The organism is Pseudomonas sp. NFPP04 (assembly GCF_900113815.1).
In the GTDB taxonomy this organism is placed as follows: domain Bacteria; phylum Pseudomonadota; class Gammaproteobacteria; order Pseudomonadales; family Pseudomonadaceae; genus Aquipseudomonas; species Aquipseudomonas extremorientalis.
Genome location: NZ_FOQS01000013.1, coordinates 22430 through 48118, shown reverse-complemented (window position 1 = coordinate 48118; position 25689 = coordinate 22430). Strand labels below are relative to the sequence as shown.

General features: G+C 61.1%; 21 protein-coding genes and 1 pseudogene. 13 read left to right on the top strand and 9 right to left on the bottom strand.

Going from position 1 to position 25689, the window contains the following annotated elements:
* The first annotated feature begins 161 nt into the window (after positions 1–161).
* Complete coding sequence (gene metH / locus BM017_RS23460; protein ID WP_092248889.1) at positions 162–3872, top strand: methionine synthase; 3711 nt, start codon at positions 162–164, stop codon at positions 3870–3872.
* Between the two features lie 52 nt (positions 3873–3924).
* Positions 3925–4143, top strand: a complete 219-nt coding sequence (locus BM017_RS23455) for a DUF2970 domain-containing protein (protein ID WP_058426282.1) — start codon at positions 3925–3927, stop codon at positions 4141–4143.
* On the opposite strand, the pseudogene BM017_RS23450 reads toward BM017_RS23455, so the two are convergent.
* Positions 4140–4586, bottom strand: a pseudogene (locus BM017_RS23450) (hypothetical protein). The gene BM017_RS23455 and the pseudogene BM017_RS23450 sit on opposite strands and share 4 nt — an antisense overlap.
* 465 nt (positions 4587–5051) lie before the next feature.
* Between BM017_RS23450 and BM017_RS23445 the strand changes: the two are divergent.
* Positions 5052–6710 (top strand): nitrite/sulfite reductase, encoded by a 1659-nt coding sequence (locus BM017_RS23445; RefSeq protein WP_071490673.1) that lies wholly within the window; start codon positions 5052–5054, stop codon positions 6708–6710.
* A complete protein-coding gene (locus tag BM017_RS23440; protein ID WP_048727764.1) occupies positions 6694–7188 on the top strand; it encodes a DUF934 domain-containing protein in 495 nt (164 codons plus the stop codon). Before BM017_RS23445 ends, BM017_RS23440 begins: the two co-directional genes overlap by 17 nt.
* 105 nt (positions 7189–7293) lie before the next feature.
* On the opposite strand, the gene BM017_RS23435 is transcribed toward BM017_RS23440, so the two are convergent.
* Positions 7294–7707: a MerR family transcriptional regulator gene (locus tag BM017_RS23435; RefSeq protein ID WP_092248886.1), complete on the bottom strand. Its 414-nt coding sequence runs from the start codon at positions 7705–7707 to the stop codon at positions 7294–7296.
* A 71-nt stretch (positions 7708–7778) separates the two neighbouring features.
* On the opposite strand from BM017_RS23435, the gene BM017_RS23430 reads away from it, so the two are divergent.
* Positions 7779–9011, top strand: coding sequence for an NADH:flavin oxidoreductase/NADH oxidase family protein (locus BM017_RS23430; RefSeq protein ID WP_092248883.1), 1233 nt, complete (start codon positions 7779–7781; stop codon positions 9009–9011).
* Between the two features lie 77 nt (positions 9012–9088).
* Positions 9089–10813: a ubiquinone-dependent pyruvate dehydrogenase gene (gene poxB / locus BM017_RS23425; RefSeq protein ID WP_092248880.1), complete on the top strand. Its 1725-nt coding sequence runs from the start codon at positions 9089–9091 to the stop codon at positions 10811–10813.
* Between the two features lie 45 nt (positions 10814–10858).
* Here the strand turns inward: poxB and BM017_RS23420 are convergent, their stop codons facing one another.
* The gene (locus BM017_RS23420; protein ID WP_092248877.1) at positions 10859–11416 is read right to left on the bottom strand and encodes an NADPH-dependent FMN reductase; all 558 of its coding nucleotides are present in this window, start codon (positions 11414–11416) and stop codon (positions 10859–10861) included.
* Between the two features lie 228 nt (positions 11417–11644).
* Here BM017_RS23420 and BM017_RS23415 point away from each other — a divergent pair, with 228 nt between their 5' ends.
* Entirely contained in the window at positions 11645–11881 is a 237-nt protein-coding gene (locus BM017_RS23415; protein WP_058426290.1) for a hypothetical protein, read from the top strand.
* A gap of 61 nt (positions 11882–11942) precedes the next feature.
* On the opposite strand, the gene BM017_RS23410 is transcribed toward BM017_RS23415, so the two are convergent.
* On the bottom strand, positions 11943–12287 hold the full coding sequence (locus BM017_RS23410) for a hypothetical protein (protein ID WP_092248874.1): 345 nt from the start codon (positions 12285–12287) through the stop codon (positions 11943–11945).
* A gap of 109 nt (positions 12288–12396) precedes the next feature.
* Here BM017_RS23410 and BM017_RS23405 point away from each other — a divergent pair, with 109 nt between their 5' ends.
* A complete protein-coding gene (locus tag BM017_RS23405; RefSeq protein WP_092248871.1) occupies positions 12397–13290 on the top strand; it encodes a LysR substrate-binding domain-containing protein in 894 nt (297 codons plus the stop codon).
* Here BM017_RS23405 and BM017_RS23400 read toward each other — a convergent pair.
* The 5 genes from BM017_RS23400 to BM017_RS23380 form a co-directional block, all read right to left on the bottom strand.
* Positions 13287–13868 (bottom strand): GNAT family N-acetyltransferase, encoded by a 582-nt coding sequence (locus BM017_RS23400; protein WP_083351445.1) that lies wholly within the window; start codon positions 13866–13868, stop codon positions 13287–13289. The two genes, BM017_RS23405 and BM017_RS23400, sit on opposite strands and share 4 nt — an antisense overlap.
* An 8-nt stretch (positions 13869–13876) precedes the next feature.
* Entirely contained in the window at positions 13877–16132 is a 2256-nt protein-coding gene (locus BM017_RS23395) for an Orn/Lys/Arg family decarboxylase (protein WP_092248868.1), read from the bottom strand.
* 204 nt (positions 16133–16336) lie between these two features.
* Positions 16337–17077 carry a DNA polymerase III subunit epsilon gene (gene dnaQ / locus BM017_RS23390; RefSeq protein ID WP_165447934.1) on the bottom strand — a complete coding sequence of 247 codons (741 nt, stop codon included), beginning with the start codon at positions 17075–17077 and terminating at the stop codon, positions 16337–16339.
* Between the two features lie 70 nt (positions 17078–17147).
* Positions 17148–17600 (bottom strand): ribonuclease HI, encoded by a 453-nt coding sequence (gene rnhA, locus BM017_RS23385; protein ID WP_003173571.1) that lies wholly within the window; start codon positions 17598–17600, stop codon positions 17148–17150.
* A gap of 30 nt (positions 17601–17630) precedes the next feature.
* Positions 17631–18389, bottom strand: a complete 759-nt coding sequence (locus BM017_RS23380; RefSeq protein WP_071490683.1) for a class I SAM-dependent methyltransferase — start codon at positions 18387–18389, stop codon at positions 17631–17633.
* Positions 18390–18454: 65 nt separating this feature from the next.
* Between BM017_RS23380 and gloB the strand changes: the two genes are divergently transcribed.
* From gloB to BM017_RS23355, 5 genes are all read left to right on the top strand, one after another.
* Positions 18455–19222, top strand: a complete 768-nt coding sequence (gene gloB / locus BM017_RS23375; RefSeq protein WP_092248864.1) for a hydroxyacylglutathione hydrolase — start codon at positions 18455–18457, stop codon at positions 19220–19222.
* A gap of 98 nt (positions 19223–19320) precedes the next feature.
* Positions 19321–20736 carry a lytic transglycosylase domain-containing protein gene (locus BM017_RS23370; protein ID WP_092248861.1) on the top strand — a complete coding sequence of 472 codons (1416 nt, stop codon included), beginning with the start codon at positions 19321–19323 and terminating at the stop codon, positions 20734–20736.
* Positions 20737–20946: 210 nt separating this feature from the next.
* Positions 20947–22776: an extracellular solute-binding protein gene (locus BM017_RS23365; protein WP_092248858.1), complete on the top strand. Its 1830-nt coding sequence runs from the start codon at positions 20947–20949 to the stop codon at positions 22774–22776.
* A complete protein-coding gene (locus BM017_RS23360; protein WP_092248855.1) occupies positions 22773–24611 on the top strand; it encodes an extracellular solute-binding protein in 1839 nt (612 codons plus the stop codon). The genes BM017_RS23365 and BM017_RS23360 overlap by 4 nt, the downstream gene beginning before the upstream one ends.
* Complete coding sequence (locus BM017_RS23355; RefSeq protein WP_025857226.1) at positions 24612–25688, top strand: microcin C ABC transporter permease YejB; 1077 nt, start codon at positions 24612–24614, stop codon at positions 25686–25688.
* Position 25689: the final 1 nt, after the last annotated feature.

Genomic DNA, 25689 nt, shown 5'->3' with positions numbered 1-25689 from the left:
CGGTCCCGATTCAATGCGTGCGCTGGAAAATTGCCGGTGATTCTACCGGGCCATACGGCCCTGCAACATGAGCGATATTCATCTAAAAACCGGGCATGCTGCAAAACCGCACAGGTTTGTTATGATCCACGCCCTCCGTGATGCCTGACCAGAGTAGTCCCATGTCCGATCGTAGCGTTCGTCTGCAAGCCCTTCATCAAGCCCTCAAGGAACGTATCCTGATCCTCGACGGTGGTATGGGCACGATGATCCAGAGCTACAAACTCGAAGAAGAAGACTACCGTGGCAAACGCTTCGCCGACTGGCCGAGCGACGTCAAGGGTAACAACGACCTGCTGGTGATCACTCGCCCGGACGTGATCGGCGGCATTGAAAAAGCCTACCTGGATGCCGGTGCCGACATCCTCGAAACCAACACCTTCAACGCCACCCGCATCTCCATGGCCGACTACGGTATGGAAGAGCTGGCCTACGAGCTGAACGTAGAAGGCGCACGCCTGGCGCGCAAAATCGCCGACGCCAAGACCCTGGAGAACCCGGCCAAGCCACGCTTCGTCGCCGGCGTGCTCGGCCCGACCAGCCGGACCTGCTCGTTGTCACCAGACGTGAACAATCCCGGCTACCGCAACGTGACCTTCGATGAACTGGTGGAAAACTACACCGAGGCCACCAAAGGCCTGATCGAAGGCGGCGCCGACCTGATCCTGATCGAAACCATTTTCGACACCCTCAATGCCAAGGCCGCGATCTTCGCCGTGCAAGGTGTGTTCGAGGAGCTCAATACCGAACTGCCGATCATGATCTCCGGCACTATCACCGACGCCTCCGGTCGTACCCTGTCGGGCCAGACCACCGAAGCGTTCTGGAACTCGGTCGCCCACGCCAAGCCGATTTCGGTGGGCCTGAACTGCGCCCTGGGCGCCAGCGAACTGCGTCCGTACCTGGAAGAGTTGTCGAACAAGGCCAACACCCACGTGTCCGCGCACCCCAACGCCGGCCTGCCCAACGAATTCGGCGAGTACGACGAACTGCCTTCGCAAACCGCCAAGGTCATCGAAGAGTTCGCCCAGAGCGGCTTCCTCAATATTGTCGGCGGCTGCTGCGGCACCACGCCAGGCCATATCGAGGCCATCGCCAAGGCCGTGGCCGGTTACGCGCCACGCGTGATCCCGGACATCCCCAAGGCGTGCCGCCTGTCGGGCCTGGAGCCGTTCACGATTGATCGCAGTTCGCTGTTCGTCAACGTTGGCGAGCGCACCAACATCACCGGCTCCGCCAAGTTTGCCCGGCTGATCCGTGAAGACAACTACACCGAGGCCCTCGAAGTCGCCCTGCAGCAGGTGGAAGCCGGCGCCCAGGTGATCGACATCAACATGGACGAGGGCATGCTCGATTCGAAGAAGGCCATGGTGACCTTCCTCAACCTGATTGCCGGTGAGCCGGACATCTCCCGCGTGCCGATCATGATCGACTCCTCCAAGTGGGACGTGATCGAGGCGGGCCTGAAGTGCATCCAGGGCAAGGGCATCGTCAACTCCATCAGCATGAAGGAAGGCGTCGAGCAGTTCATCCACCACGCCAGGTTGTGCAAGCGCTACGGCGCGGCCGTGGTGGTGATGGCCTTCGACGAAGCCGGCCAGGCCGACACCGAAGCGCGCAAGAAAGAGATCTGCAAACGCTCCTACGACATCCTGGTGAATGAAGTCGGCTTCCCGCCGGAAGACATCATCTTCGACCCGAACATCTTCGCGGTCGCCACCGGTATCGAAGAGCACAACAACTACGCCGTCGACTTCATCAACGCCTGCGCTTATATCCGTGACGAACTGCCCTACGCGCTGACCTCCGGCGGCGTGTCCAACGTATCGTTCTCGTTCCGTGGCAACAACCCGGTGCGCGAGGCGATCCACTCGGTGTTCCTGCTGTATGCGATCCGCAGCGGCCTGACCATGGGTATTGTCAACGCCGGCCAACTGGAGATCTACGACCAGATCCCGGTCGAGCTGCGCGACGCCGTGGAAGACGTGGTGCTCAACCGCACTCCGGACGGCACCGACGCCCTCCTCGCCATCGCCGACAAGTACAAGGGCGACGGCAGCGTCAAAGAAGCCGAGACCGAGGAATGGCGCGGCTGGGACGTGAACAAGCGCCTGGAACACGCCTTGGTCAAGGGCATCACCACGCATATCGTTGAAGACACCGAAGAATCCCGGCTGTCGTTCGCGCGTCCGATTGAAGTGATCGAAGGCCCGCTGATGTCCGGCATGAACATCGTTGGCGACTTGTTCGGCGCGGGCAAAATGTTCCTGCCCCAGGTGGTGAAGTCCGCCCGCGTCATGAAACAGGCCGTGGCCCACTTGATCCCGTTCATCGAGCTGGAAAAAGGCGACAAGCCGGAAGCCAAGGGCAAGATCCTGATGGCCACCGTGAAGGGCGACGTGCATGACATCGGCAAGAACATTGTCGGCGTGGTGCTGGGTTGCAACGGCTATGACATCGTCGACCTCGGCGTGATGGTGCCGGCGGAGAAGATCCTGCAGGTGGCCAAGGAGCAGAAATGCGACATCATCGGGCTGTCCGGCCTGATCACCCCGTCCCTGGACGAGATGGTGCACGTGGCTCGCGAAATGCAGCGCCAGGACTTCCACCTGCCGCTGATGATCGGCGGTGCGACCACCTCCAAGGCGCACACGGCGGTGAAGATCGAGCCCAAGTACAGCAATGATGCGGTGGTGTACGTGACCGACGCTTCGCGTGCGGTCGGCGTGGCCACGCAGTTGCTGTCCAAGGAACTCAAGGCCGGCTTTGTCGAGCGCACCCGCGAAGAGTACGTGGAAGTGCGCGAACGCACGTCCAACCGCAGCGCCCGCACCGAACGCCTGAGCTACCCGGCCGCCATCGCCAAGAAGCCGCAGTTCGACTGGAGCAGCTACACGCCGGTGGTGCCGACCTTTACCGGCGCCAAGGTGCTGGACAATATCGACCTCAAGGTGCTGGCCGAGTACATCGACTGGACACCGTTCTTTATCTCCTGGGACCTGGCCGGCAAGTTCCCGCGCATCCTCGACGATGAAGTGGTCGGTGAAGCGGCCACTGCGCTGTACGCCGACGCCCAGGAGATGCTCAAGAAACTGATCGACGAAAAACTCATCAGCGCCCGTGCGGTATTCGGTTTCTGGCCGACCAACCAGGTGCAGGACGATGACCTGGAAGTCTATGGCGACGACGGCCAACCGATTGCCCGGTTGCATCACCTGCGCCAGCAGATCATCAAGACCGACGGCAAGCCGAACTTCTCCCTGGCCGACTTCGTGGCGCCCAAGGACAGCGGCGTGACCGACTACATCGGTGGTTTCATCACCACCGCCGGCATCGGTGCCGAAGAAGTCGCCAAGGCCTACCAGGACGCGGGCGACGACTACAACTCGATCATGGTCAAGGCCCTGGCCGACCGCCTGGCCGAGGCCTGCGCCGAATGGCTGCACCAGCAGGTGCGTAAAGAGCATTGGGGTTATGCCAAGGACGAGCAACTGGACAACGAGGCGCTCATCAAGGAGCAATACAGCGGCATCCGCCCTGCCCCGGGCTACCCGGCGTGCCCGGATCACACTGAGAAAGCCCAGTTGTTCCAGTTGCTCGACCCCGAGGCCCGCGAGATGCAGGCCGGCCGCAGCGGGGTGTTTCTCACCGAACACTACGCAATGTTCCCGGCGGCTGCCGTCAGCGGCTGGTACTTCGCGCACCCGCAGGCGCAGTACTTTGCCGTGGGCAAGGTCGACAAGGACCAGGTGACCAGCTACACCGCGCGTAAAGGCCAGGACCTGAGCGTGACCGAGCGTTGGCTGGCGCCGAACCTGGGGTACGACAACTAAGCCCGGCTGGATTGTCTATGCTCTCCCTCACACACCTTGTGTCGAGGGATGTATGGACGATCCAGTCAACAACAAACCCCCTACCTTCTGGCAGATGCTGCACAGCGTCGTGGCGGCCGCGTTTGGCGTGCAGAGCGGCAAGAATCGCGCCCGCGACTTCACCCACGGCAAGCCCAGCCACTTTGTGGTGCTGGGCATTCTGTTCACGGCGGTGTTTGCCTTGACGCTGTTCGGCATCGTCAAGCTGGTGCTGCACCTGGCCGGCGTCTAGCGCAGCAGCAGTTGCAGGCTGAAGGGGTAACGGTAGGACGCCGGCTTGCCGACGGCTGACAGTGCGCGAAAATCCACCGGCGCCAACGGACCGAGCAGGCGTTGCGCCTGGGTCGCATCGATCAGCTGGAACAACGCCTCCTGGCGGTCACGCCCGCCATGGGCGTCGATGCAACTGCGCAGCCGAAGTGGTCTTGGTGCCGGAGAACGCCAGCAGTTCGATGGATTGGCCAGCGGCAACGGGACCGTGCAGACGTAGCAGACCTGTGAGCATCAGGTAGCCGGCCTGTTCATCATCGCTGACCATGCTGGCGATCCATAGCGCACGCGCAGATGCAGGCCGAGGTCCTTGGCACCGGCCTGCATGAATTGCGCGTAGCTGACCCGGAAGGTTTCCGTCGACATGCCCGGGTTGAGAAACACCACCGACGTGGCATGGGCCATGGCCCCATACGCCGATCCCAGCAACCACACACACGCAATCAGCACCTTCGATAGGGTTATCAAGCCTTGAACATTGACCGCCATGGATAGTGGCAAGGCGACAGTCAATCGAGGCTCTTTACTGGTGACTCACCCAGAATACGGCGGTTCCCACCACCAGGATGATCAGAAACAGAATGGCCCAGGCATCAACGGTACTATCAGGTTTACGGGCTTTTGTCGGATTGCTCATCGCATCGCCTCTTGTCGGTTTTATAGGAGATAACGCTTAAACACGCTCACAGTAAAGTCGACGATTGCCCGCATGACAAATGTGGGTATGGCGATAACGGTTCTCATTAGTCAATTTGGTTATTTGCATATACTCAAACATCACTTTTGCGCATAAACGCAAACTGGTATCGTGCGCCGGCTCCGTTGGGAGTGCGCGGCCGTGCGCGCAGATTTGCCGAGAACAGGACCTATATGTACGTATACGACGAATACGATCAGCGCATCATCGAGGACCGCGTCAAGCAGTTCCGTGATCAGACCCGACGCTATCTGGCAGGTGAACTGAGCGAAGAAGAGTTCCGCCCTCTGCGCCTGCAAAATGGCCTTTATGTTCAGCGCTTTGCGCCGATGCTGCGGGTGGCCGTGCCTTATGGCCAACTGACGTCGCGCCAGGTACGCATGATGGCCAAGATTGCCCGCGACTACGACAAAGGCTACGCCCACATCAGTACCCGCCAGAACGTACAGTTCAACTGGCCGGCCCTGGAAGACGTGCCGGATATCCTGGCCGAGCTGGCCACCGTGCAGATGCACGCCATTCAGACCAGCGGTAACTGCCTGCGCAACGTGACCACCGACCAATTCGCCGGTGTCGCCGCCGACGAGCTGATCGACCCACGCCCGTGGTGTGAAATCGTGCGTCAGTGGACCACCTTTCACCCCGAATTCGCCTACCTGCCGCGCAAGTTCAAGATCGCCATCAATGGCTCGACCTCAGACCGCGCGGCCATCGAAGTGCACGATATCGGCCTGGAGCCAGTGTACAACGCGGCCGGCGAGCTGGGCTTTCGCGTACTGGTGGGCGGCGGCCTCGGCCGTACCCCGGTGGTCGGTGCATTTATCAATGAATTCCTGCCATGGCAGGACCTGTTGAGCTACCTCGACGCGATCCTGCGGGTCTACAACCGCTACGGCCGTCGAGACAACAAGTACAAGGCCCGGATCAAGATCCTGGTCAAGGCGCTGACCCCAGAGGTCTTCGCCCAGAAAGTCGATGCCGAGATGGAACACCTGCGCGGCGGCCAGACCACCCTGACCGAAGCTGAAGTGCATCGTGTGGCCAAGCACTTCGTCGACCCTGAGTACAAGGTCCTGAGCAATCAGGACGCCGAGTTCGCCGCGCTGGATAAAGAACATCCAGGCTTTGCCCGCTGGCGTGCCCGCAATACCCTGGCGCACAAGAAGCCGGGTTATGTGGCGGTGACCCTGTCGTTGAAACCTACCGGCGTAGCGCCGGGCGATATTACCGACAAGCAGCTGGACGCCGTCGCCGACCTGGCCGAGCGCTACAGCTTCGGTCAACTGCGCACCTCCCACGAGCAGAACATCATTCTCGCGGACGTTGAGCAGAGCCAGTTGTTCACTCTGTGGGGCGAGCTGCGCGAAGGCGGTTTCGCCACGCCGAACATTGGCCTGCTGACCGACATCATCTGCTGCCCGGGCGGCGATTTCTGCTCCCTGGCCAACGCCAAGTCGATCCCGATCGCCGAATCGATCCAGCGCCGTTTCGACGACCTGGACTACCTGTTCGACATCGGCGAGCTGGACCTGAACATCTCCGGCTGCATGAACGCCTGTGGTCACCACCACGTCGGCCACATCGGCATCCTGGGCGTGGACAAGAAAGGCGAAGAATTCTACCAAGTGTCCCTGGGTGGCAGCGCCAGCCGCGATGCGAGCCTGGGCAAGATCCTTGGCCCATCCTTCGCCCAGGAAGCCATGCCCGAGGTGATCGGCAAGCTGATCGACGTGTACATCGAACAGCGCACCGAAGATGAGCGCTTCATCGACACCTACCAGCGCATCGGCATCGACCTGTTCAAGGAGCGCGTCTATGCAGCGAATCATTAAGAACAACGAAGTCCTCGACGAAACCTGGCACCTGCTGCCCAAGGACGCGAGCTTCGACGGCATTTCCAACTGCGACGACCTGATCGTGCCGTTGGCCCTGTGGCGCGAACACGGCCACGCCCTCAAGGCCCGCGACGGCGGCCTGGGTGTGTGGCTGGACGCCGATGAAGAAGCCGAGGAGATCGGCGACGACGTGGAACACTTTCAGGTCATCGCCCTGAACTTCCCGGCCTTCACCGACGGTCGCAACTACTCCAATGCGCGCCTGCTGCGTGACCGCTACGGTTACAAGGGGGAGTTGCGTGCGATTGGCGACGTGCTGCGCGACCAGCTGTTCTACCTGCGCCGCTGCGGGTTCGATGCCTTCGCCCTGCGCGCCGATAAAGACCCGTACGAAGCACTGGAGAGCCTCAAGGACTTCTCGGTGACGTACCAGGCGGCAACGGATGAGCCGTTGCCGTTGTTCCGCCGGCGCTGAGTATCAAAGGTGGGAGGGGGCTTGCCCCCGATGGCGGTGGATCAGTCAATGAATCTGTTGACTGGCCCTCTGCCATCGGGGGCAAGCCCCCTCCCACATTGGCATCTACTTGCTCTGTAGACCGGTCTTGATCGACGCCAGCACCTGCTTCTGCCCCATCGAACACGGCACCCCTTCCGGCTGCGCCTGCACTGCCGCGATCACACCCAGCAGTTGCGCCTTGCTGTGGGCCAACTGCGCCTGCATGGCTTCAATCTGCTCCACCTTGCGCTCCAGCGCTTCAAGCAACGCCTCACGCTTGTGCTCCCCTGGCGCGGGCATCAACGCCTTGAGTTCCTGCAAGGTGAACCCGGCCTGCTGCGCGCTCTGGATCAGTTGCAGGGTCTGCAGTGCTTCGGGTGCATAGCGTCGATAGCCGTTGGCCTGCCGCCCCACTTGGCTGATCAGGCCCTGCGCCTCATAGAAGCGGATACGCGACGCCGCCAGCCCACTCTGTTTTGCCAGTTCTCCAATATTCATCGAACTACCTGCTTGACCTTAAAGTTACCTTTAAGCTTAGCCTGAGGCTTCCCCTGCTCAGGAGTCAACTCATGTCGCCCTTTGAAACCCTGCAACTGCCCAATGGCCAAGTCCTTTCCAACCGTATCGCCAAGGCGGCGATGGAAGAGAACATGGCGGACGCCCGGCAAGCGCCCTCCCCCGAGCTGAAGCAGCTCTACACGGCCTGGGCCGATGGCGAGCCGGGCCTGTTGATCAGCGGCAACGTGATGGTCGACCGCCGCGCCATGACCGGCCCCGGCGGCGTTGCCCTTGAGGATGAGCAGCAACTGCAGCGCTTTCGCGAATGGGCCGACGTGGCGCGGCGCAAGAACGTGCACTTCTGGGTGCAACTCAGCCATCCTGGGCGCCAGACACCCGCCAACCTGCGCCAGCAGGCCATTGCACCGTCCGCCGTGGCGCTCGACCTCGGCGGTTTCTCGAAGATGTTTGCCACGCCCAAGGCCATGACCGAGGCCGACATCCAGGACGTGATCCAGCGCTTCGCCACCAGCGCCCGCCTGGCCGAGAAAGCCGGTTTTACCGGCGTACAGATCCACGGCGCACACGGCTACTTGCTCAGCCAATTCCTGTCGCCGTTGAGCAACCAACGTACGGATCGCTGGGGCGGTTCACTGGAGAACCGTGCACGCCTGCTCCTGGACGTGATCCGTGCGGTCCGCACCAGTGTCAGCCCGTCGTTTTGTGTGTCGGTCAAACTCAACTCCGCTGATTTCCAGCGCGGTGGGTTCGAAGAAGCGGATGCACGCGCCGTGGTCGAGATGCTCAATCCGCTGTCCATCGACCTGCTGGAATTGTCCGGCGGCAGCTATGAAGCACCGGCCATGCAAGGCGAAGCACGGGACGGCCGGACCCTGGCCCGGGAGGCGTATTTCCTCGAATTCGCCAGCGAAGTCGCCGCCATTGCCCAGATGCCCGTCATGGTCACCGGCGGCATCCGTCGCCTGCCCATCGTGCAACAAGTGCTCGACAGCGGTATCGCCATGGCCGGCATCGCCACCGCCCTGACGCTGGAACCGCAACTGATCCAGCACTGGCGCGAAGGCCGCGACCCCAACCCGCAACTCAAACCCCTCAACTGGAAGCGCAAGCCCCTGGCATCCCTGGCCATTCTCGCCGTGGTGCGCTACCAGATGCGCCGCCTCAGCCGCGGCCATCTGCCCAAGGCCCACGTCGCACCTTGCATGGCGCTGGTGCGTGACCAATGGTTTCTGGCCCGGCGCACCCGGCAATACCGCGCGGCCATGACGCAATCTTCACATTAAAGGCGGAGCATTCGCCGTGATCGAACTGTCCCCTATTGATCAGCAGTTTTTAACCTCACTGACGATTGGAGTTCTTCATGGCGAAAATCAACCTGGCCCAGCAATTGGCGACCACCCTTGAACAGGCGGGCATCAAGCGCATCTGGGGGCTGACCGGCGACAGCCTCAACGGCCTCACCGACGCGCTGCGCACCATGGACAGCATCGAGTGGATGCACGTGCGCCACGAAGAAGTGGCGGCGTTCGCCGCCGGTGCCGAAGCGGCTGCTACTGGCGAGCTGACGGTGTGCGCTGGCAGTTGCGGGCCGGGCAACCTGCATTTGATCAACGGACTGTTCGATTGCCATCGCAACCATGTGCCGGTGCTGGCGATTGCCGCGCAAATTCCATCTTCAGAGATTGGCCTGAACTACTTCCAGGAAACCCATCCCCAGGAACTGTTCAAGGAATGCAGCCACTTTATCGAGCTGGTCACCAACCCCGAGCAGATGCCCCAGGTACTGCATCGCGCCATGCGTTCGGCGATCCTCAATCGCGGCGTGGCCGTGGTGGTCATACCGGGCGATGTATCGCTGCTGGAGGTCGAGGACAAACTCAAGCCGTGGCCCGCCCTGCATGCACCGCGTACGCTGCCAGCGGAACAGGACCTGCAACGCCTCACTGATATCCTCGAAAACAGCCGCAAGGTCACCCTGCTGTGCGGCAGCGGGTGTGCCGGAGCCCATGATCAAGTAGTCGCCCTCGCCGACGCACTGGGCGCCCCCGTGGTACACGCGCTACGTGGCAAGGAGCATGTGGAGTGGGATAACCCGTTCGACGTCGGCATGACCGGCCTGATCGGTTTCAGCTCCGGCTACCACGCCATGCTCGACTGCGACACGCTGATCATGCTCGGCACCGATTTCCCTTACCGCCAGTTCTACCCCACCGACGCCAAGATCATCCAGGTCGACCGCAACCCACAGGCACTCGGTCGACGTGCCACGCTGGACCTGGGTATTGCCGCCGACGTCAGCGAAACCCTCGCTGCGCTGCTGCCAAGGTTAACGCGCAAGACTGATCGCAGCTTTCTCGAAACGTCCTTGAAGCATTATGAAAAAGCCCGTCAAGGGCTGGACGACCTGGCCCAGCCGTCGAAAGCCAATCGGCCGATTCACCCACAGTACGTGGCACGCCTGCTCAGTGAGTTGGCGGATGATGATGCGATCTTCACCGCCGATGTCGGCTCTCCCACCGTGTGGGCAGCGCGCTATTTGAAGATGAACGGCAAGCGCCGCCTGATCGGTTCGTTCAACCATGGTTCGATGGCCAATGCCATGCCCCAGGCCATTGGTGCGCAGGCGGCATTCCCGAATCGCCAGGTGATCTCGATGTCGGGTGACGGCGGTTTCGCCATGCTGATGGGCGACTTTATCTCGCTGGCGCAACTGAAGCTGCCAGTCAAAGTCATCGTATTCGATAACTCGTCCCTGGGCTTTGTCGCCATGGAAATGAAGGCGGCGGGCTACCTGGACGCCGGCACCGAGCTGAAAAACCCGGATTTCGCCGCCATGTCCAACGCCATGGGCATCCTAGGCATTCGCGTGGAGCAATCCGAAGACCTGGAACCGGCCCTGCGCCGCGCCCTGGCCCATGACGGCCCGGTGCTGGTGGATGTGGTCACCGCCACTCAGGAATTGGTGATGCCGCCGACGATCAAGCTGGAACAGGCCAAGGGGTTCAGCCTGTACATGCTCAAGGCGGTGATGAGTGGGCGTGGCGATGAGGTGATCGAACTGGCACGCACCAACTGGCTGCGCTGAACCCAGCGTGGGAGCTTGCTCCCACTGCTGGACCTGATTGCCCGATCAAGCGAGCTGTTTTTCGACCCATTTACCGTAGGCATCGATGAAGGCCTGCAGGAACTGTCTGGTCTTCTCGGACACCTTGCCCGCCTCATCGAACACACTGCCCGCGCCGCCCAGGTAGGCCTCCGGCTGCTGCATGCACGGCACATCGAGGAATACCAGGGACTGGCGCAGGTGATGGTTGGCGCCAAACCCGCCAATCGCACCCGGCGATACGCTAATGATCGCCCCCGGCTTGCCACTCCAGGCGCTCTGCCCGTACGGCCGGGAACCCACGTCGATGGCATTCTTCAACGGGGCCGGGACGGAGCGGTTGTATTCCGGGGTCACGAATAACACCGCGTCGGATGAGCTCACCTGTTTGCGGAAAGTACTGTAGGCTGCCGGCGGTGATGCTCCGTCAATGTCTTCGTTGTAGAGCGGCAAATCGCCAATTTCCACAATGTTCAACTTCAGGTTGGCAGGGGCCAGTTCAGCCAATGCCAGGGCAACCTTGCGGTTGATCGAGTCTTTTCTCAAGCTGCCGACCACGACGGCGATGGTGTAGACCTTGCTCATTGGGGCTTCCCGACGTCTGACTAAAGGAGCTTGTAGTTATAAAGTCTTCGCGACGGGTTCACCAGAAGGTTTTTGATAATCCTGCGGGCACCTGCATTGCGCAGCATCATGTAGGAAGCATCTGAAAACATCGGCGAATAGTATTTTTATTCCGTAAGTAAACTACCCAGCTCCATGACGGTCTACAGAACCGCAAATCGAGTGTTTATCTCCAGAGGTTCTAAACAGATGGCAGCAGTACTAGTCGGACAGTTTCATGCCAGAGACGCAGAGGGACGCGTGTATTCGGTGCATGAGTTCCAGGAATCCAACCCGGCGCAAGGCGACCTGGCTGGCTCGGCACCTACCATTACCTACAAGCTGGCCATTGGCGACCGTGTAGAGAAACTGGAAGGCGACGAATTCAAGCTGATCCAGTCGGGCACCATTCTCGTGCGCGAATCGCAAACCACCCTCGCGTCATAAGATCCCGCCTTATCCACCTGCTCAGTCCTGGCCATTGACGGCGTTGACTGGGCTGGGGTGATCACGGGCGACGGATCTCGGTGACTTCAATGCCCTGCTCGCCCTCGACCTTCTTCACGGTCACCACCAATCGCCCCCGCTCACCCTCCACCGCGAACATGGAACGCTGGTAGCCCGCCGTGTTGTAGCCTGGGTGCGCCACCACCTGCCTGACCAGTTCAATACCCAACACCGCCCCCACCTGTTCGATGACCTGTTCCTGGGAACGGATAAACGCTTCAAGTGCCAGGTTTTCCGGCGCGGTTTCGTTTTGACTGTTGAAGAGATAAGCAGCCACGCACCCTACGGTCACCAGGACCAGCAGTTGCTTGACCGTTACCCCGAGGAATATCGAGGGTAGAGGCATGTGAGACCAGACCTGTTTTTGTTGTTAATGCCGGCAGCCGGCTTTGGTCGTTAATGATCAGCGAAGCCATTCTATTGAATACCCGGCGCGCTGCACATAGACTCCGGCGATGCGTTTACGTCATATCGAAGTGATTCAGGCCATCTTGCAGACCGGACACCTCGGCACGGCCGCCGAGTGGTTGCAACTTCCCGTGGGCGATGTGGACGCGGCGCTCAAGGACGCCGAGCAACAGCTCGGCTTCATGTTGTTCGCCAGTGTGCGCGGGCGTTTGCAGGCTACCCGGGAAACCCTGGAACTGCAGGCGGAAATTGCCCATGTGTATGAGGCCCTGGAGCCGGTGCAACGCCTGGCCAGCCGCCTGAAAAACCATCATGCCCCTGCCCTGCGCGTGCTCTGCACACCGCCGCTGGCCAATCAGCTGTTGCCGCACAGTATTGCGGTGCTGCGCCGACGCTTCCAGGACACACCCTGCAACCTGTCGAGCCAACCCACCCGGGAGATCATCAGGAGCCTGCTGCTGCACGAAGCCGACGTGGGTTTGAGCCTGCATGACCCGGAGCACCCGCAGATCCACTGCACCGTACTCGCCCAGGGCAAGCTGCAACTGCTGGCCCCCCATGGTTGGCTCAAACCCAAGCAGAAGTACATTGCGCTGCAGGACCTCGCCGGACAATCGATGATCGGCCTGGAGGGCCAGGACCCGCTCAGCCGCCTGCTGGACGCCAAGCTGCAAGCCTTGCGCCCGCTGCCGGTGGTGCAGACGCGGGTGCAGACCTACCAGATGATGCGCAGCATGGTGGAAGCAGGCGAAGGCCTGGCGGTGGTCGACCCGTTCACCGCGTTCGGCGCCCGCGAGGCCGGGCTGGATGCGTGCCCGGTGTCGCCGCCGATCATGATCAGCCTGTATGCGCTGACCCTCAAGGATGGCCCGACCTCCCCGGCGTTGAATGCGCTGCTGGAGATCGTGACGCAGAAGGCCGAGGGTTTGTTGGCGGGTTAAGCGTTGCCGGCTTCGCTCTTGAACAACCGATACCAGAATATCGCCACTTCGCGGGTCTGCGGGTCGATACCGCGATAGCGCAGATGGTCGATGCCGCCCATCACATAGCCGCAACGCTCGTACAAGCGGCAGGCACCGAGGTTGTTGTTCTGGGTTTCGAGCATCATGCCGGGGAGGTTTTTCTTGCGGCTCCAGAACTGCGCCACATCCAGCAACGCCTTGGCTACTCCGTGGCGGCGCGCAGGCAAGGCCACCGCCAACTCGTCGACATGGGCAAAGCCGTTCCAGTTGGTGCTGACCACGATGTGCCCCACCGCCCGGTCGTCCAGGTAGGCCATGAAGATCGCACTGTCGGGCGCGTCACGGAAACTGGCGAACTCCTCAGGGTCAATGCCGTAGCACTTGCGGTACGGCAAGATACGCTCCACGGGCCATTGATCGACCCGCTTGCCCATCTGCGGCTCACCGTAGGCGCTGACCTCAAAGCTGAAGTCATTGCCCCACACATAGGCATCAAAGCCTTCATCTGCGACCCGCACACTGAGTCCGGGATACTTCGGGTTCATTACAGCCTGCATAAACATCCTTAACCCTTGATGCAATCGACGGTGTAACAACGACCGCTGCCATCATCCTCGTGTTGCAACCCATGAACATCGGCGACAAAACCGGGGAAACTGCTATCGAACGTCCGGGCAAACGCCAGGTAGTCGATGATCGAGCGCGTCGACTCGGTAAAGCGCTCGCCCGGCATGATCAACGGAATGCCGGGCGGATAAGGCACCAGCATCACGGCTGCGATGCGTCCTGGCAAGGCGTCGATGGAAACCGCCTCCACTTCGCCCCTCACCAATTGGTCGTAGGCGTCGGCGGGCTTCATCGCGATTTCCGGCAATACGGTGTACATGCGCTTCAAATGCCTGGCCGTGGCGTTGCTGCGATAACAGCTGTGCAACTGGTCACACAGGTCGCGCAAGCCCAGGCTTTGGTAGCGCGTCGGCCCTTGGGCAAACACCGACGGCAAACAACTGGCCAGGCTGATATTGGCGTCGTAACTGCGCTTGAATTCCAGCAATTCGGTGAGCAAGGTACTCCATTTACCTTTGGTAATGCCCATGGAGAACAGCACGAGGAAGGAATACAGCCCGGTCTTTTCCACTACCAGGCCACGCTCCCAGAGGAACTTGCTGACCACCGCCGCCGGGATCCCGCAATCGCTCAAGGCACCGCCGGCATTGAGACCGGGCATTACCAGGGTCACTTTGATCGGGTCGAGCAGCACGTAGTCCTCGGCTACATCACCGAAGCCATGCCAGTCATCCTGGGGATGCAATAACCAATCGGCGGTGGCGACCTTGTCGATCCCCGACACCGACGGTGGCTGCCAGATGGAAAACCACCAGTCCTCGGCGGCGATATGCTGGCGCAGATTGGCCAGGGCGCGGCGGAAGCTCAGCGCCTCATCAAACATCTCTTGCAACAGCGAACGCCCGGCCGGGCCTTCCATCATTGCCGAAGCCACGTCCAGGGAGGCAATGATGCTGTATTGCGGCGATGTGGAGATATGCATCATGAACGCCTCGTTGAAACGGTCACGGTCCAGTTGGCGGGCACCGCCGTCCTGCACATGGATCATCGAAGCCTGGCTGAAAGCTGCCAGCAGTTTGTGGGTGGAGTGAGTGGTAAACACCAGCGGGCTGTCCGCCGTGCGCGAGGTGCCCATGCCGTAGCGCCCGGCGAAGAACTCATGAAACGCCGCGTAGGCGTACCAGGCCTCGTCAAAATGCAGCACCTCGACGCTGTTACCCAATTGCTGCTTGATCAGCTCGGCGTTGTAGCACAGGCCGTCGTAGGTGGAATTGGTGACCACCGCCATTTTCACTTTCGGCGGGCGGCCACGGGTCAAGGGACTGGCGTCGATCTTGGCGCGGATCGACTCGGGGCTGAACTCGCTCAGGGGAATCGGACCGATGATCCCCAGTTCGTTGCGCTCCGGGCACAGGTACAGCGGGATGGCGCCGGTCATGATGATCGAATGCAGCACCGACTTGTGACAGTTGCGGTCCACCAGCACCAGGTCATCGCGCCCGACCATGGAATGCCAGACGATTTTGTTGGCGGTGGAGGTGCCGTTGATGACGAAGAACGTATGGTCGGCGCCAAAGTTACGCGCAGCACGGGCTTCGGCTTCGGCCAGCGGCCCGGTGTGATCCAGCAGCGAACCCAGCTCGGGCACCGAGACCGATAGATCCGAGCGCAGTGTGTTTTCCCCGAAGAACTGGTGGAACGCTTGCCCCACCGGGCTTTTGCGATAGGCCACACCGCCGCCATGGCCCGGTGTGTGCCAGGAATAGTTCGAATCAGCCGTGTGCTGCACCAGCGCCTTGAAGAATGGCGGCAACAGACCATCCAGATACGTACGTGCCGCACGGGCGACTTGCCGGGCGAGAAACGGCACGGTGTCTTCGAACAGATACAGGATGCCGCGTAACTGGTTGAGTTCGCTCATGGCGTCGGCAGGCGCGTTTTCCAGGGTGACTTGCTCGCCCAGGGCAAAGATCGGCAGGTTGGGCGCCCGCAGCCGCGCCAGGCGGATCAGCTCGACCATGTTCTGTAGAAGGTGGGTGTTTTCGCCAGCGCCTTCGGCGGCGATCAACATGCACGCCAGGCCATGATGGGTAGACGCCACCAGCCTGCCTTCGGCGTAGTCCACCGCGGAAAATATAGAAAAGCCCTCTTGCTCCAACTCCCGGGCGATGCCTCGGACCCGGTCACCGGCAACGGTGTCGGCCTTGATGTCGCGGTGCACGATCAGGACGGGAAACTTCAGGTCTTTATACATGTTTGCTTGTCGTCCTGAGGGCTATGCACTCAAGGGTAGAAGCTTGGCGGCCATGACGCGAATGAAGATTGACAGGCAATTGAAATCAATTGTGGGAGGGGGCCTGCCCGCGATAACGGTACATCAGTCAACACAGGTTTCGACTGGCCTGCCCCTATCGGGAGCAAGCCCCCCCCCACAGTTCCAATCGAGTTCAGCCAGGGGTTATTGCTGGGTCAGCTGGGTCCATAATGCCGGCGCGCCCGCCGATTTGGCGATCGCTTCGAGCCGAGCCGCGTGTTCCGCGAGGTCCTGTTCGCTGGCGCGGATGATAGTGGTCGGCTTGCGATCAGCCGGCAGTCGGCGGATTTCCGAAGGACGGTTGCCCGAGCCTTCCGCCGAACCGCTGCCATCGGAGGCGTTGCCCGCCAGGGACAGGCTGGTCTGCCCGCCGGTCATGGTCAGGTAGACGTCAGCGAGAATCTCGGAGTCGAGCAAGGCGCCGTGGAGCTCACGGCCGGAGTTGTCGACGCCATAACGTTTGCACAGGGCGTCGAGGCTGTTGCGCTGACCCGGGTGGCGCTCACGGGCCATCATCAAGGTATCGAGGATCGAGCAGTGCCGGGAAATGTCCGCGCGATCGGTCTGCCCCATCAGGGCAAACTCGTTATTGATGAAGCCGACGTCAAACGCCGCGTTATGGATGATCAACTGGGCACCGTTGATGAATTCGAAGAACTCATCGGCGACTTCGGCGAAGCGCGGCTTGCCCTTGAGAAATTCGTCAGTGATGCCGTGGACGGCGATTGCGCCTTCGTCACTGTCGCGGTCCGGTTGCAGGTAGACGTGGAAGTGACGGCCGGTCAGGCGACGCCCCATCAATTCGACACAGCCGATTTCAATGATCCGGTGACCGTCGGTCACCGGCATGCCGGTGGTTTCGGTATCGAGTACAACAGATCGGATGGCCATCAGGGTTCAGCTCTCAACGGTTTGGTGTATTTCAAAGGGCGCGATGTTACCACGTGAGTCGCCTTCAACTCTGCTTGTAGCCCCGCACTTCATCCACGCCACGGTTGGCCAACTGGTCAGCACGTTCGTTGCCGGGATGGCCGATGTGGCCGCGTACCCATTTCCAGGTGATGTCATGGCGATTGCATTGCTCATCGAGCAACTGCCACAGGTCGGCATTTTTCACTGGTTCCTTGGCGGCGGTTTTCCACCCGCGTTTCTTCCAGTTGACCATCCACTCGTTGATGCCCTTCATCACGTATTGCGAGTCGGTCACCAGCAGCACATTGCAGCGGCGCTTGAGTTCTTCCAGGCCACGAATGGCGCCCATCAGCTCCATGCGGTTGTTGGTGGTGTTGGCCTCACCGCCCCACAACTCCTTCTCCACGCCTTTGCACACCAGCAACGCGCCCCAGCCGCCGGGGCCCGGGTTGCCCTTGCAGGCGCCATCGGTGAAGAGTTCTACGCTATCGGTCATCGGTTGCTCGGTATCAATTCAAAAAGAGGATTACGCATCGCTTTGCTTGCGGTTGACCTTGGCCATCGGCAATGGCACCAGCTTGCCCATCGGTTCGCGGCGCACCTGCTGCAACGGGCGCAGCCCGACCGCGATCTTGCGCGCCACCAGCAGGTAAAAGCCGCCACCGGACAATTGCCAGGCGCCGGCCCGGCGTTCCCAGCCGGCCAGGCGGCCCTGCCACTTGGTCGACGCAAGCGGCGGACGATAGCACCCGAAGCGGCGTTTCTCCAGCGCGAAGCCCAGCAGGTTCAGCCAGTCGCCCACCCGCTGCGGCGAGATGCAGCGCGCCTGGCGCAGGCCGTCATGGGCGAACACATGGCGCAGGCCCCAACTGCTCCAGGGGTTGATCCCCACGATCAGCAAATGGCCACCGGGCCGTACGCTGCTCGCCGCCTCGCGCAACAAGCCGTGGGGCGACAGGCAGAAATCCAGCCCGTGCTGCAACACCACTACATCGGCAGCATGCTCGCTCAACGGCCAGGCCTGTTCCTCGCACACGATCTCCACGCCTGGCAACGGTGCCCCCAGGCGAACATTGCGTTGCACCTGCGGCGCGCAGGGCGGCGTTTCGGCCGAGGGGCCGTAGTGCACCAGATAGCCACCAAAGAACCGGCCCAGCTCGTCTTCGAGCATGCGCCGTTCTTCGTCCAGCAGAAATTGCCCGATGGGACCGGACAGCCACTCGCGGGCCGCGCCGATCAGGGCCAGCCACTCAGGATCGGCCTGGGCGAACGCTTTATCAGTCATTGCATTCTCCAACTCGCCTAGACGTTCTAAGATGCACCAATGTGTTCAGCTTGGCGAATCGAAGAATGATACAGATCAGTGCCCTGCCCGCCTTCACCGATAACTACATCTGGTTGTTACAGGACCCTCGCACCCAACGCTGCGCCGTGGTCGACCCCGGCGATGCCGCGCCCGTGCTGGCCTGGCTCGAACAGAACCCTGGCTGGAGCCTCAGCGACATCCTGATCACCCACCATCACCACGATCACGTCGGCGGTGTCGAACAGCTCAAGCGTGAGACCGACGCCAAGGTCTACGGCCCGGCCAACGAGAAGATCCCGGCGCGGGACGTGGCGTTGCACGATAACGACCGCATCACGGTACTCGGCTGGGACTTCGACATCTATAGCGTTCCCGGCCATACCCTGGGCCATATCGCCTTTTATCACCCGGGCGTGCTGTTGTGTGGCGACACCCTGTTCGCCGCCGGTTGCGGGCGCCTGTTCGAAGGCACGCCGGAACAGATGCACAGCTCCCTCGAGCGCCTGGCCGCCCTGCCCGCCGATACCCTGGTGTACTGCACCCACGAATACACGCAGAGTAACCTCAAGTTCGCCCAAGCTGTGGAACCGGACAACACAGATATAGCCGAACGAGTGGAGAACGTACGCCAACTGCGGGCCAGAGGCGAGATCACGCTGCCTTCCAACCTGGCCCTGGAAAAGCTGACCAACCCCTTTCTGCGTACCTCTGAAACATCCGTTAAACAAAAAGCGGACGAACGGAATGGCCGTGACAACCGCTCTGGGGCCGAGGTGTTTGCTAGCTTGAGGGCTTGGAAAGATAAGTTCTAAAGGGAAGCAATCTGATACGCAATTTCTGAATGGTTGACCGGAACCCAACGGGTTTCTAGAATCGCCCGACATTTTTGCCCGGAACTTACTTCCAGCCAATGTCGTCATCTATTCGTAAATCCAACCATTCAGACGCATTGACCCGCCTGGCTCAAGCTGTGGCGGTGGCTGTGTCCGCCACACTGGCGGGCTGCCAATCAAGCAATTTCACCGCACAATCCACCGTGCAACCCAAGCCAAACCTCACCGCCAAAATCAAACAGAAACCCGTCATCTGGCTTTCAGAAAAACCGGCTCCCGACGTACCCCAGGATGTTTGGGAACGCATGCGCCGGGGCTTTCAACTGCAGGAGGGTCTAGGTGTCAACCCGCGTATCGAGCAACAGCGCCTGTGGTTCGCCAGCAACCCGTCCTTCCTGGAGAATGCCGGAGAACGCGGCAGCCTCTACATTCACTACATCGTCGAACGTCTCGAAGAACGCAACATGCCCCTGGAGCTGGCGCTGCTGCCAGTGATTGAAAGTGCCTACAATCCGATGGCCTATTCGCGCAGCGATGCGGTCGGCCTCTGGCAGTTCATCCCCTCCACCGGGCGCTACTTCAACCTGCGCCAGACCCGTGCCTACGATGGCCGTCGCGACATCACCGCCTCCACCACCGCCGCACTCGACTACCTGACCCGCCTGCATGACATGTTCAACGGCGACTGGCTGCTGGCCCTGGCCGCCTATAACGCCGGCGAAGGCACGGTGAGCCGGGCCATCGAGCGCAACGAGAAGCTCGGCCTGCCGACCGACTACTGGAACCTGCCGCTGCCCCAGGAAACCAAGGACTACGTGCCCAAGTTCCTGGCGCTGTCCCAGGTGGTGCTGGCACCCGAGGCCTACGGCGTCAACCTGAACCCGATTGCCAACCAACCTTACTTCGAAGTGGTGGAAGTCAAGCAGAGCATGGACCTGTCACGGGTTGCCGCGCTGGCCGAGATCGACGAAGACGAACTGTTCCAGCTCAACCCGGCGCTGAAACAACGCACTACCCTGGACGGCCCGCAGCATTTGCTGGTGCCCAGTTCCAAGGCGCAACTGCTGACCAGCACCCTTTCGACGATGAAGCCTGAAGAATTGCTGGCGATGCGTCCGAAAAAGCAGGTGTTCGACGAGGTCGAGACCGCACGGGTGGCCGGGCGTACTCGCAGCTACAAGGTACGCACCGGCGACAACCTGACGCTGATCGCCAAGGCCAACAAGGTCGACGTACATGACCTGCAACGCTGGAACAAGCTCAACGGCCAGGCCCTCAAGGTCGGCCAGACCCTGGTAATGCAGGACACGCGCAAGCTAGTGGCCAAGGCCGACAGCAAGAAACCGGTGCAATACAAGGTCAAGAAAGGCGACTCGCTGTACATCGTCGCCAAGCGCTTCAATGTCGAGATGCAACACCTCAAGCGCTGGAACCCGCGTACCGGCCAGGCCCTGAAGCCTGGGCAGATGCTGGTGGTATCAGGTCCACGCTGAAACATCTGGAACACTGGGGACCCCATGTGGGAGGGGGCTTGCCCCCGATAGCGGTAGGTCAGCCAATGAATCTGTTGGCTGGTGTGTTGCTATCGGGGGCAAGCCCCCTCCCACATTGTTTCTGCGTCAATCCAACGGCCTTTTTCCAACCGGAACAAGCTGTTACTGTACCGATCATAAAGCCCAAGCCGCCTGGATCGGATCTCTGACTTGAAGCGTCCCCTCCTTCTACTAATAAGTCTGGCCTTGAGCTTTGCAGCGAACGCGACGATTACCGAGAGCCACGGTTATGCGCAGTTCGGCAGCCTCAAGTACCCGGCCAAATTCACCCACTACGATTGGGTAAACCCTGCAGCGCCGAAAGGCGGGACATTGCGGGTCATGGCCTTTGGCACTTTCGACACCCTCAACCCCTATACCTTCAAGGGCTCCAGCCCGGTTTCCACGCCGAACTTCCTGCAATATGGCGTCAATGAGCTGAATGAGCCCTTGATGGTCGGCACCGGCCTGTATGCGCCCTCCGGCGATGAACCCACCTCCAGCTATGGGCTGATCGCCCAATCGGTGGAGTACAGCGAGGACCGCAGTTGGGTGGTGTTCAACCTGCGTCCCGAAGCGCGCTTTCACGATGGCAAGCCGATCACGGCGTATGACGTGGCGTTTTCCTATCGCACCTTGCTGACCGAAGGGCACCCGCAATACCGCACCAACCTGCAGGAAGTGGCGCGGGTGGATATCCTCAACCGCCACCGCATCCGCTTTGTGTTCAAGCGTGCCGGCAACCCCTTGCTGATCCTGCGCCTGGGCGAGTTGCCGGTATTGCCCCAGCACTACTGGAAAAACCGCGACTTCAAGGCCACCACCTTCGAACCACCCCTGGGCAGCGGCCCCTACCGCATCAGCAAGGTCACGCCCGGACGGCAACTGGTGTTCGAACGGGTCAAGGACTACTGGGGCAAGGACCTGCCGGTCAACCAGGGCTTCTATAACTATGACAAGGTCGAGGTGGAGTTTTACCGCGACAGCGATGTGGCCTTCGAAGCCTTCAAGGCCGGTGAATTCGATATCTACATCGAGCACCAGGCCAAGAACTGGGCCAATGGCTACAACTTCCCGGCGGTGAACCGGGGTGACGTGATCAAGGCGCAGATCGCCCACCAAATCCCGACACAGAGCCAGGGTCTGTTCATGAACACGCGGCGGCCCACGTTCAGCCAGGCCAAGGTGCGCGAAGCCCTGGGGCTGATGTTCGACTTCGAGTGGACCAACCGCACCCTGTTCAGCAGCGCGTACAAGCGCACCTTGAGCTACTACCCCAACAGCGAATTCGCCGCCACCGGCGTACCCACCGGCCGTGAATGGCTGATGCTCTCGCCCTACCGCGAGCAGTTGCCGGCCAACCTGTTCACGCAAGCCTTCAGCCTGCCCCAGACCGACGGGCGCGGCATCCCCCGCGAGACTATGCGCCGCGCGCTGGCCCTGCTCGGCGAGGCTGGCTGGAAGCTGTCCGGACAACGCCTGGTCAACAAGGATGGCCAGCCGCTGCGTTTCGAGATCCTGCTGGTCAACCCGAACCTGGAGCGCATCCTGCAGCCCTATGTCGAGAACCTGATCAGCATCGGCGTCGACGCGCGCCTGCGTACCGTCGACCGTGCCCAGTACAAGCAGCGCCTGGACCAATTCGACTTCGACATGATCCTGATCACCCTCAACCAGACCTTGAGTCCAGGCCTTGAGCAGTGGCAGTACTTCCACTCCAGCCAGTCCGCGATCAAGGGCAGCAAGAACTACGCAGGCATCAACAATCCGATTGTCGATCACCTGCTGGAACAACTGCTGGCCGCCAAGACCCGCGAAGAGCAACTGGCCGCCGGCCGTGCCCTCGACCGGGTGCTGCTGTGGCAGCACTACAGTATTCCCAACTGGTACCTCAACTATCATCGCCTGGCGTACCGCAACCGGTTCGCCTTTGTCACCACGCCGCCCTACAGCCTGGGCCTGAGCGCGTGGTGGCTGAAAGCTTCGGAGAAAGCCCAATGATATCTTTGCGTACTGCCCTGCTCGGCAGCCTGCTGCTGTGCACTGCGGCCCAGGCCGCCCCGCAACATGCGTTGACGCTGTACAACGAACCGCCGAAATACCCCGCCGACTTCAAGCACTTCGACTACGTCAACCCGGATGCGCCCAAGGGTGGCACGTTCCGCGAGTCGGCCATGGGCGGCTTCGACAGCCTCAACCCCTATATCAGCAAAGGTGTACCGGCCGACAATCTGGGCCTGATCTACGACACCCTGGCCATGCAAAGCCTGGACGAGCCCATCACCGAATACGGCCTGGTGGCCGGCAAGATCGAAAAAGCCCCGGACAACAGCTGGGTGCGCTTCTACCTGCGCCCGGAAGCGCGCTTCCATGATGGCCACCCGATCCGCGCCGAGGACGTGGTATTTACCTTCCAGGAACTGATCAAGGAAGGTTCACCGATCTACCGCACTTATTACGCCGACGTCGACGAAGTCATCGCCGAAGACCCGCTCAAGGTTCTGTTCAAGTTCAAGCGCACCAACAACCGCGAATTGCCGCTGATCCTCGGACAACTGCCGGTATTGCCCAAGCATTGGTGGGCCACCCGCGACTTCGCCAGGGGCAATCTGGAAATACCGCTGGGCAGCGGGCCGTACAAGGTCGCCGAGGTCAAGGCCGGACGAATGATCCGCTACGAGCGGGTCAAGGATTACTGGGCCAAGGACCTGCCGATCACCAAGGGTTTCTACAATTTCGACAACCGCATCACCGACTACTACCGCGACAGCACCGTGTCCCTGGAAGCCTTGAAGGCCGGGCAGTTCGACTACTGGCTGGAGTTCAGCGCGAAGAACTGGGCCAACGCCTACAACATCCCCGCTGTTGCCCAGGGCCGGCTGATCAAGGAAGAAATCCCCAACGGTAACCCCACCGGGATGCAGGGTTTTGTGTTCAACATGCGCAAGCCGATGTTCCAGGATGTGCGCGTGCGCAAGGCCATCAGCCTGTTGCTGGACTTCGAGTGGAGCAACAAGCAGCTGTTCAACGGCGCCTATACCCGTACGCGCAGTTACTTCGAAAACTCGGAAATGGCCGCCACCGGCCTGCCCGGCCCGGATGAACTGGCGATTCTCGAGCCCCTGCGCGACAAGATCCCGCCCGAAGTCTTCACCCAGGCCTTCGAACCCTCCAGGACCGACGGCAGCGGCATGATCCGCGCCCAGCAACGCGAGGCCTACCAACTGCTGCAGGAAGCCGGCTGGCGCATCGTCGATGACAAGATGGTCGACACCACCGGCAAACCGGTGACCATCGAATTCCTGCTGGCCCAGACCGAATTCGAACGCATCCTGCTGCCGTTCAAGCGCAACCTGGCCGACCTGGGCATCGACCTGGTGATCCGCCGGGTCGACGTGTCGCAGTTCATCAACCGTATCCGCTCGCGGGACTTCGACATGCTGGTGGGCAGCTTCCCGCAGTCCACTTCACCGGGCAACGAACAGCGCGAGTTCTGGAAATCGTCCAGCGCCGACAAACCCGGCAGCCGCAACTACATGGGTCTCAAGGACCCGGCCATCGACCAGTTGGTGGAAGAGTTGATCGACGCCGATTCACGCAAAAGCCTGGTGGCCCATGCCAAGGCCCTGGACCGCGTGTTGCAATTTGGCTACTACGTGATCCCCAACTGGCACATCAAGACTTTCCGCGTGGCGTACTGGGATCACCTGGGCCACCCGAAAGTCCCACCGCGCTACGACGTCGGCACGGCCACCTGGTGGGCCAAGCCCGACGTCAAACCGGCCGTCATCCCGGACACCAACACGAGCGCCGATCCGGCGAGCGGAGGCGATTAAATGCTGGCCTATATCTTTCGCCGCCTGTTGCTGATTATCCCGACGCTGTTCGGGATCCTGCTGATCAACTTCGTCATCATCCAGGCCGCCCCCGGTGGCCCGGTGGAGCAGATGATCGCCAAGCTCGAAGGCTTTGAAGGCGCCACCAGCCGCATTGCCGGCGGCGGCGCCGAGGTATCGGTGGCCGGCTCCAGCAGCTACCGCGGCGCCCAGGGCCTGGACCCGGCGCTGATCAAGGAAATCGAGAAAATGTACGGCTTCGACAAGTCGGCGCCGGAACGTCTGTGGATCATGGTCAAGAACTACGCCCAGCTGGATTTTGGCGACAGCTTCTTCCGCGACGCCAAGGTCATCGACCTGATCAAGGAAAAGATGCCGGTGTCCATTTCCCTCGGGTTATGGAGCACGCTGATCATGTACCTGGTGTCGATCCCCCTGGGGATCGCCAAGGCCACGCGGCACGGCAGCCATTTCGACGTGTGGACCAGCTCGGCGATCATCGTCGGCTACGCGATCCCGGCCTTCCTGTTTGCGATCCTGCTGATCGTGGTGTTTGCCGGCGGCAGTTACCTGGACTGGTTCCCCCTGCGCGGGCTCACCTCCAACAACTTCGATGAACTGAGCTGGGGCGGCAAGATCCTCGATTACTTCTGGCACCTCGCGCTGCCCATCACGGCCCTGGTGATCGGCAACTTCGCCACCATGACCCTGCTGACCAAGAACAGCTTCCTTGACGAGATCAACAAGCAGTATGTGATCACCGCCAAAGCCAAGGGCCTGACCAACCACCGCGTGCTCTACGGCCACGTGTTCCGCAACGCGATGCTGCTGGTGATCGCCGGCTTCCCCTCGGCCTTCATCGGGATCTTCTTCACCGGCTCATTGCTGGTGGAAGTGATCTTCTCCCTCGACGGCCTGGGCCTGATGAGCTTTGAAGCGGCGATCAACCGCGACTACCCGGTGGTGTTCGGCACGCTGTTCATCTTCACCCTGCTGGGGTTGATCGTGAAGCTGATCGGCGACCTTACCTACACCCTGGTCGATCCGCGGATCGACTTTGCCAGCCGGGAGCATTGAG

Coding starts and splice junctions, on each gene's coding strand:
- poxB (WP_092248880.1), top strand. CDS start 9,089: ATGGCGAAAATCAACCTGGCCCAGCAATTGGCGACCACCCTTGAACAG.
- BM017_RS23400 (WP_083351445.1), bottom strand. CDS start 13,868: ATGCAGGCTGTAATGAACCCGAAGTATCCCGGACTCAGTGTGCGGGTC.
- BM017_RS23380 (WP_071490683.1), bottom strand. CDS start 18,389: ATGACTGATAAAGCGTTCGCCCAGGCCGATCCTGAGTGGCTGGCCCTG.
- BM017_RS23370 (WP_092248861.1), top strand. CDS start 19,321: ATGTCGTCATCTATTCGTAAATCCAACCATTCAGACGCATTGACCCGC.
- BM017_RS23430 (WP_092248883.1), top strand. CDS start 7,779: ATGTCGCCCTTTGAAACCCTGCAACTGCCCAATGGCCAAGTCCTTTCC.
- BM017_RS23360 (WP_092248855.1), top strand. CDS start 22,773: ATGATATCTTTGCGTACTGCCCTGCTCGGCAGCCTGCTGCTGTGCACT.
- metH (WP_092248889.1), top strand. CDS start 162: ATGTCCGATCGTAGCGTTCGTCTGCAAGCCCTTCATCAAGCCCTCAAG.
- BM017_RS23410 (WP_092248874.1), bottom strand. CDS start 12,287: ATGCCTCTACCCTCGATATTCCTCGGGGTAACGGTCAAGCAACTGCTG.
- rnhA (WP_003173571.1), bottom strand. CDS start 17,600: ATGACCGATAGCGTAGAACTCTTCACCGATGGCGCCTGCAAGGGCAAC.
- BM017_RS23415 (WP_058426290.1), top strand. CDS start 11,645: ATGGCAGCAGTACTAGTCGGACAGTTTCATGCCAGAGACGCAGAGGGA.
- BM017_RS23435 (WP_092248886.1), bottom strand. CDS start 7,707: ATGAATATTGGAGAACTGGCAAAACAGAGTGGGCTGGCGGCGTCGCGT.
- BM017_RS23445 (WP_071490673.1), top strand. CDS start 5,052: ATGTACGTATACGACGAATACGATCAGCGCATCATCGAGGACCGCGTC.
- BM017_RS23355 (WP_025857226.1), top strand. CDS start 24,612: ATGCTGGCCTATATCTTTCGCCGCCTGTTGCTGATTATCCCGACGCTG.
- BM017_RS23455 (WP_058426282.1), top strand. CDS start 3,925: ATGGACGATCCAGTCAACAACAAACCCCCTACCTTCTGGCAGATGCTG.
- BM017_RS23405 (WP_092248871.1), top strand. CDS start 12,397: ATGCGTTTACGTCATATCGAAGTGATTCAGGCCATCTTGCAGACCGGA.
- BM017_RS23420 (WP_092248877.1), bottom strand. CDS start 11,416: ATGAGCAAGGTCTACACCATCGCCGTCGTGGTCGGCAGCTTGAGAAAA.
- BM017_RS23395 (WP_092248868.1), bottom strand. CDS start 16,132: ATGTATAAAGACCTGAAGTTTCCCGTCCTGATCGTGCACCGCGACATC.
- gloB (WP_092248864.1), top strand. CDS start 18,455: ATGATACAGATCAGTGCCCTGCCCGCCTTCACCGATAACTACATCTGG.
- BM017_RS23440 (WP_048727764.1), top strand. CDS start 6,694: ATGCAGCGAATCATTAAGAACAACGAAGTCCTCGACGAAACCTGGCAC.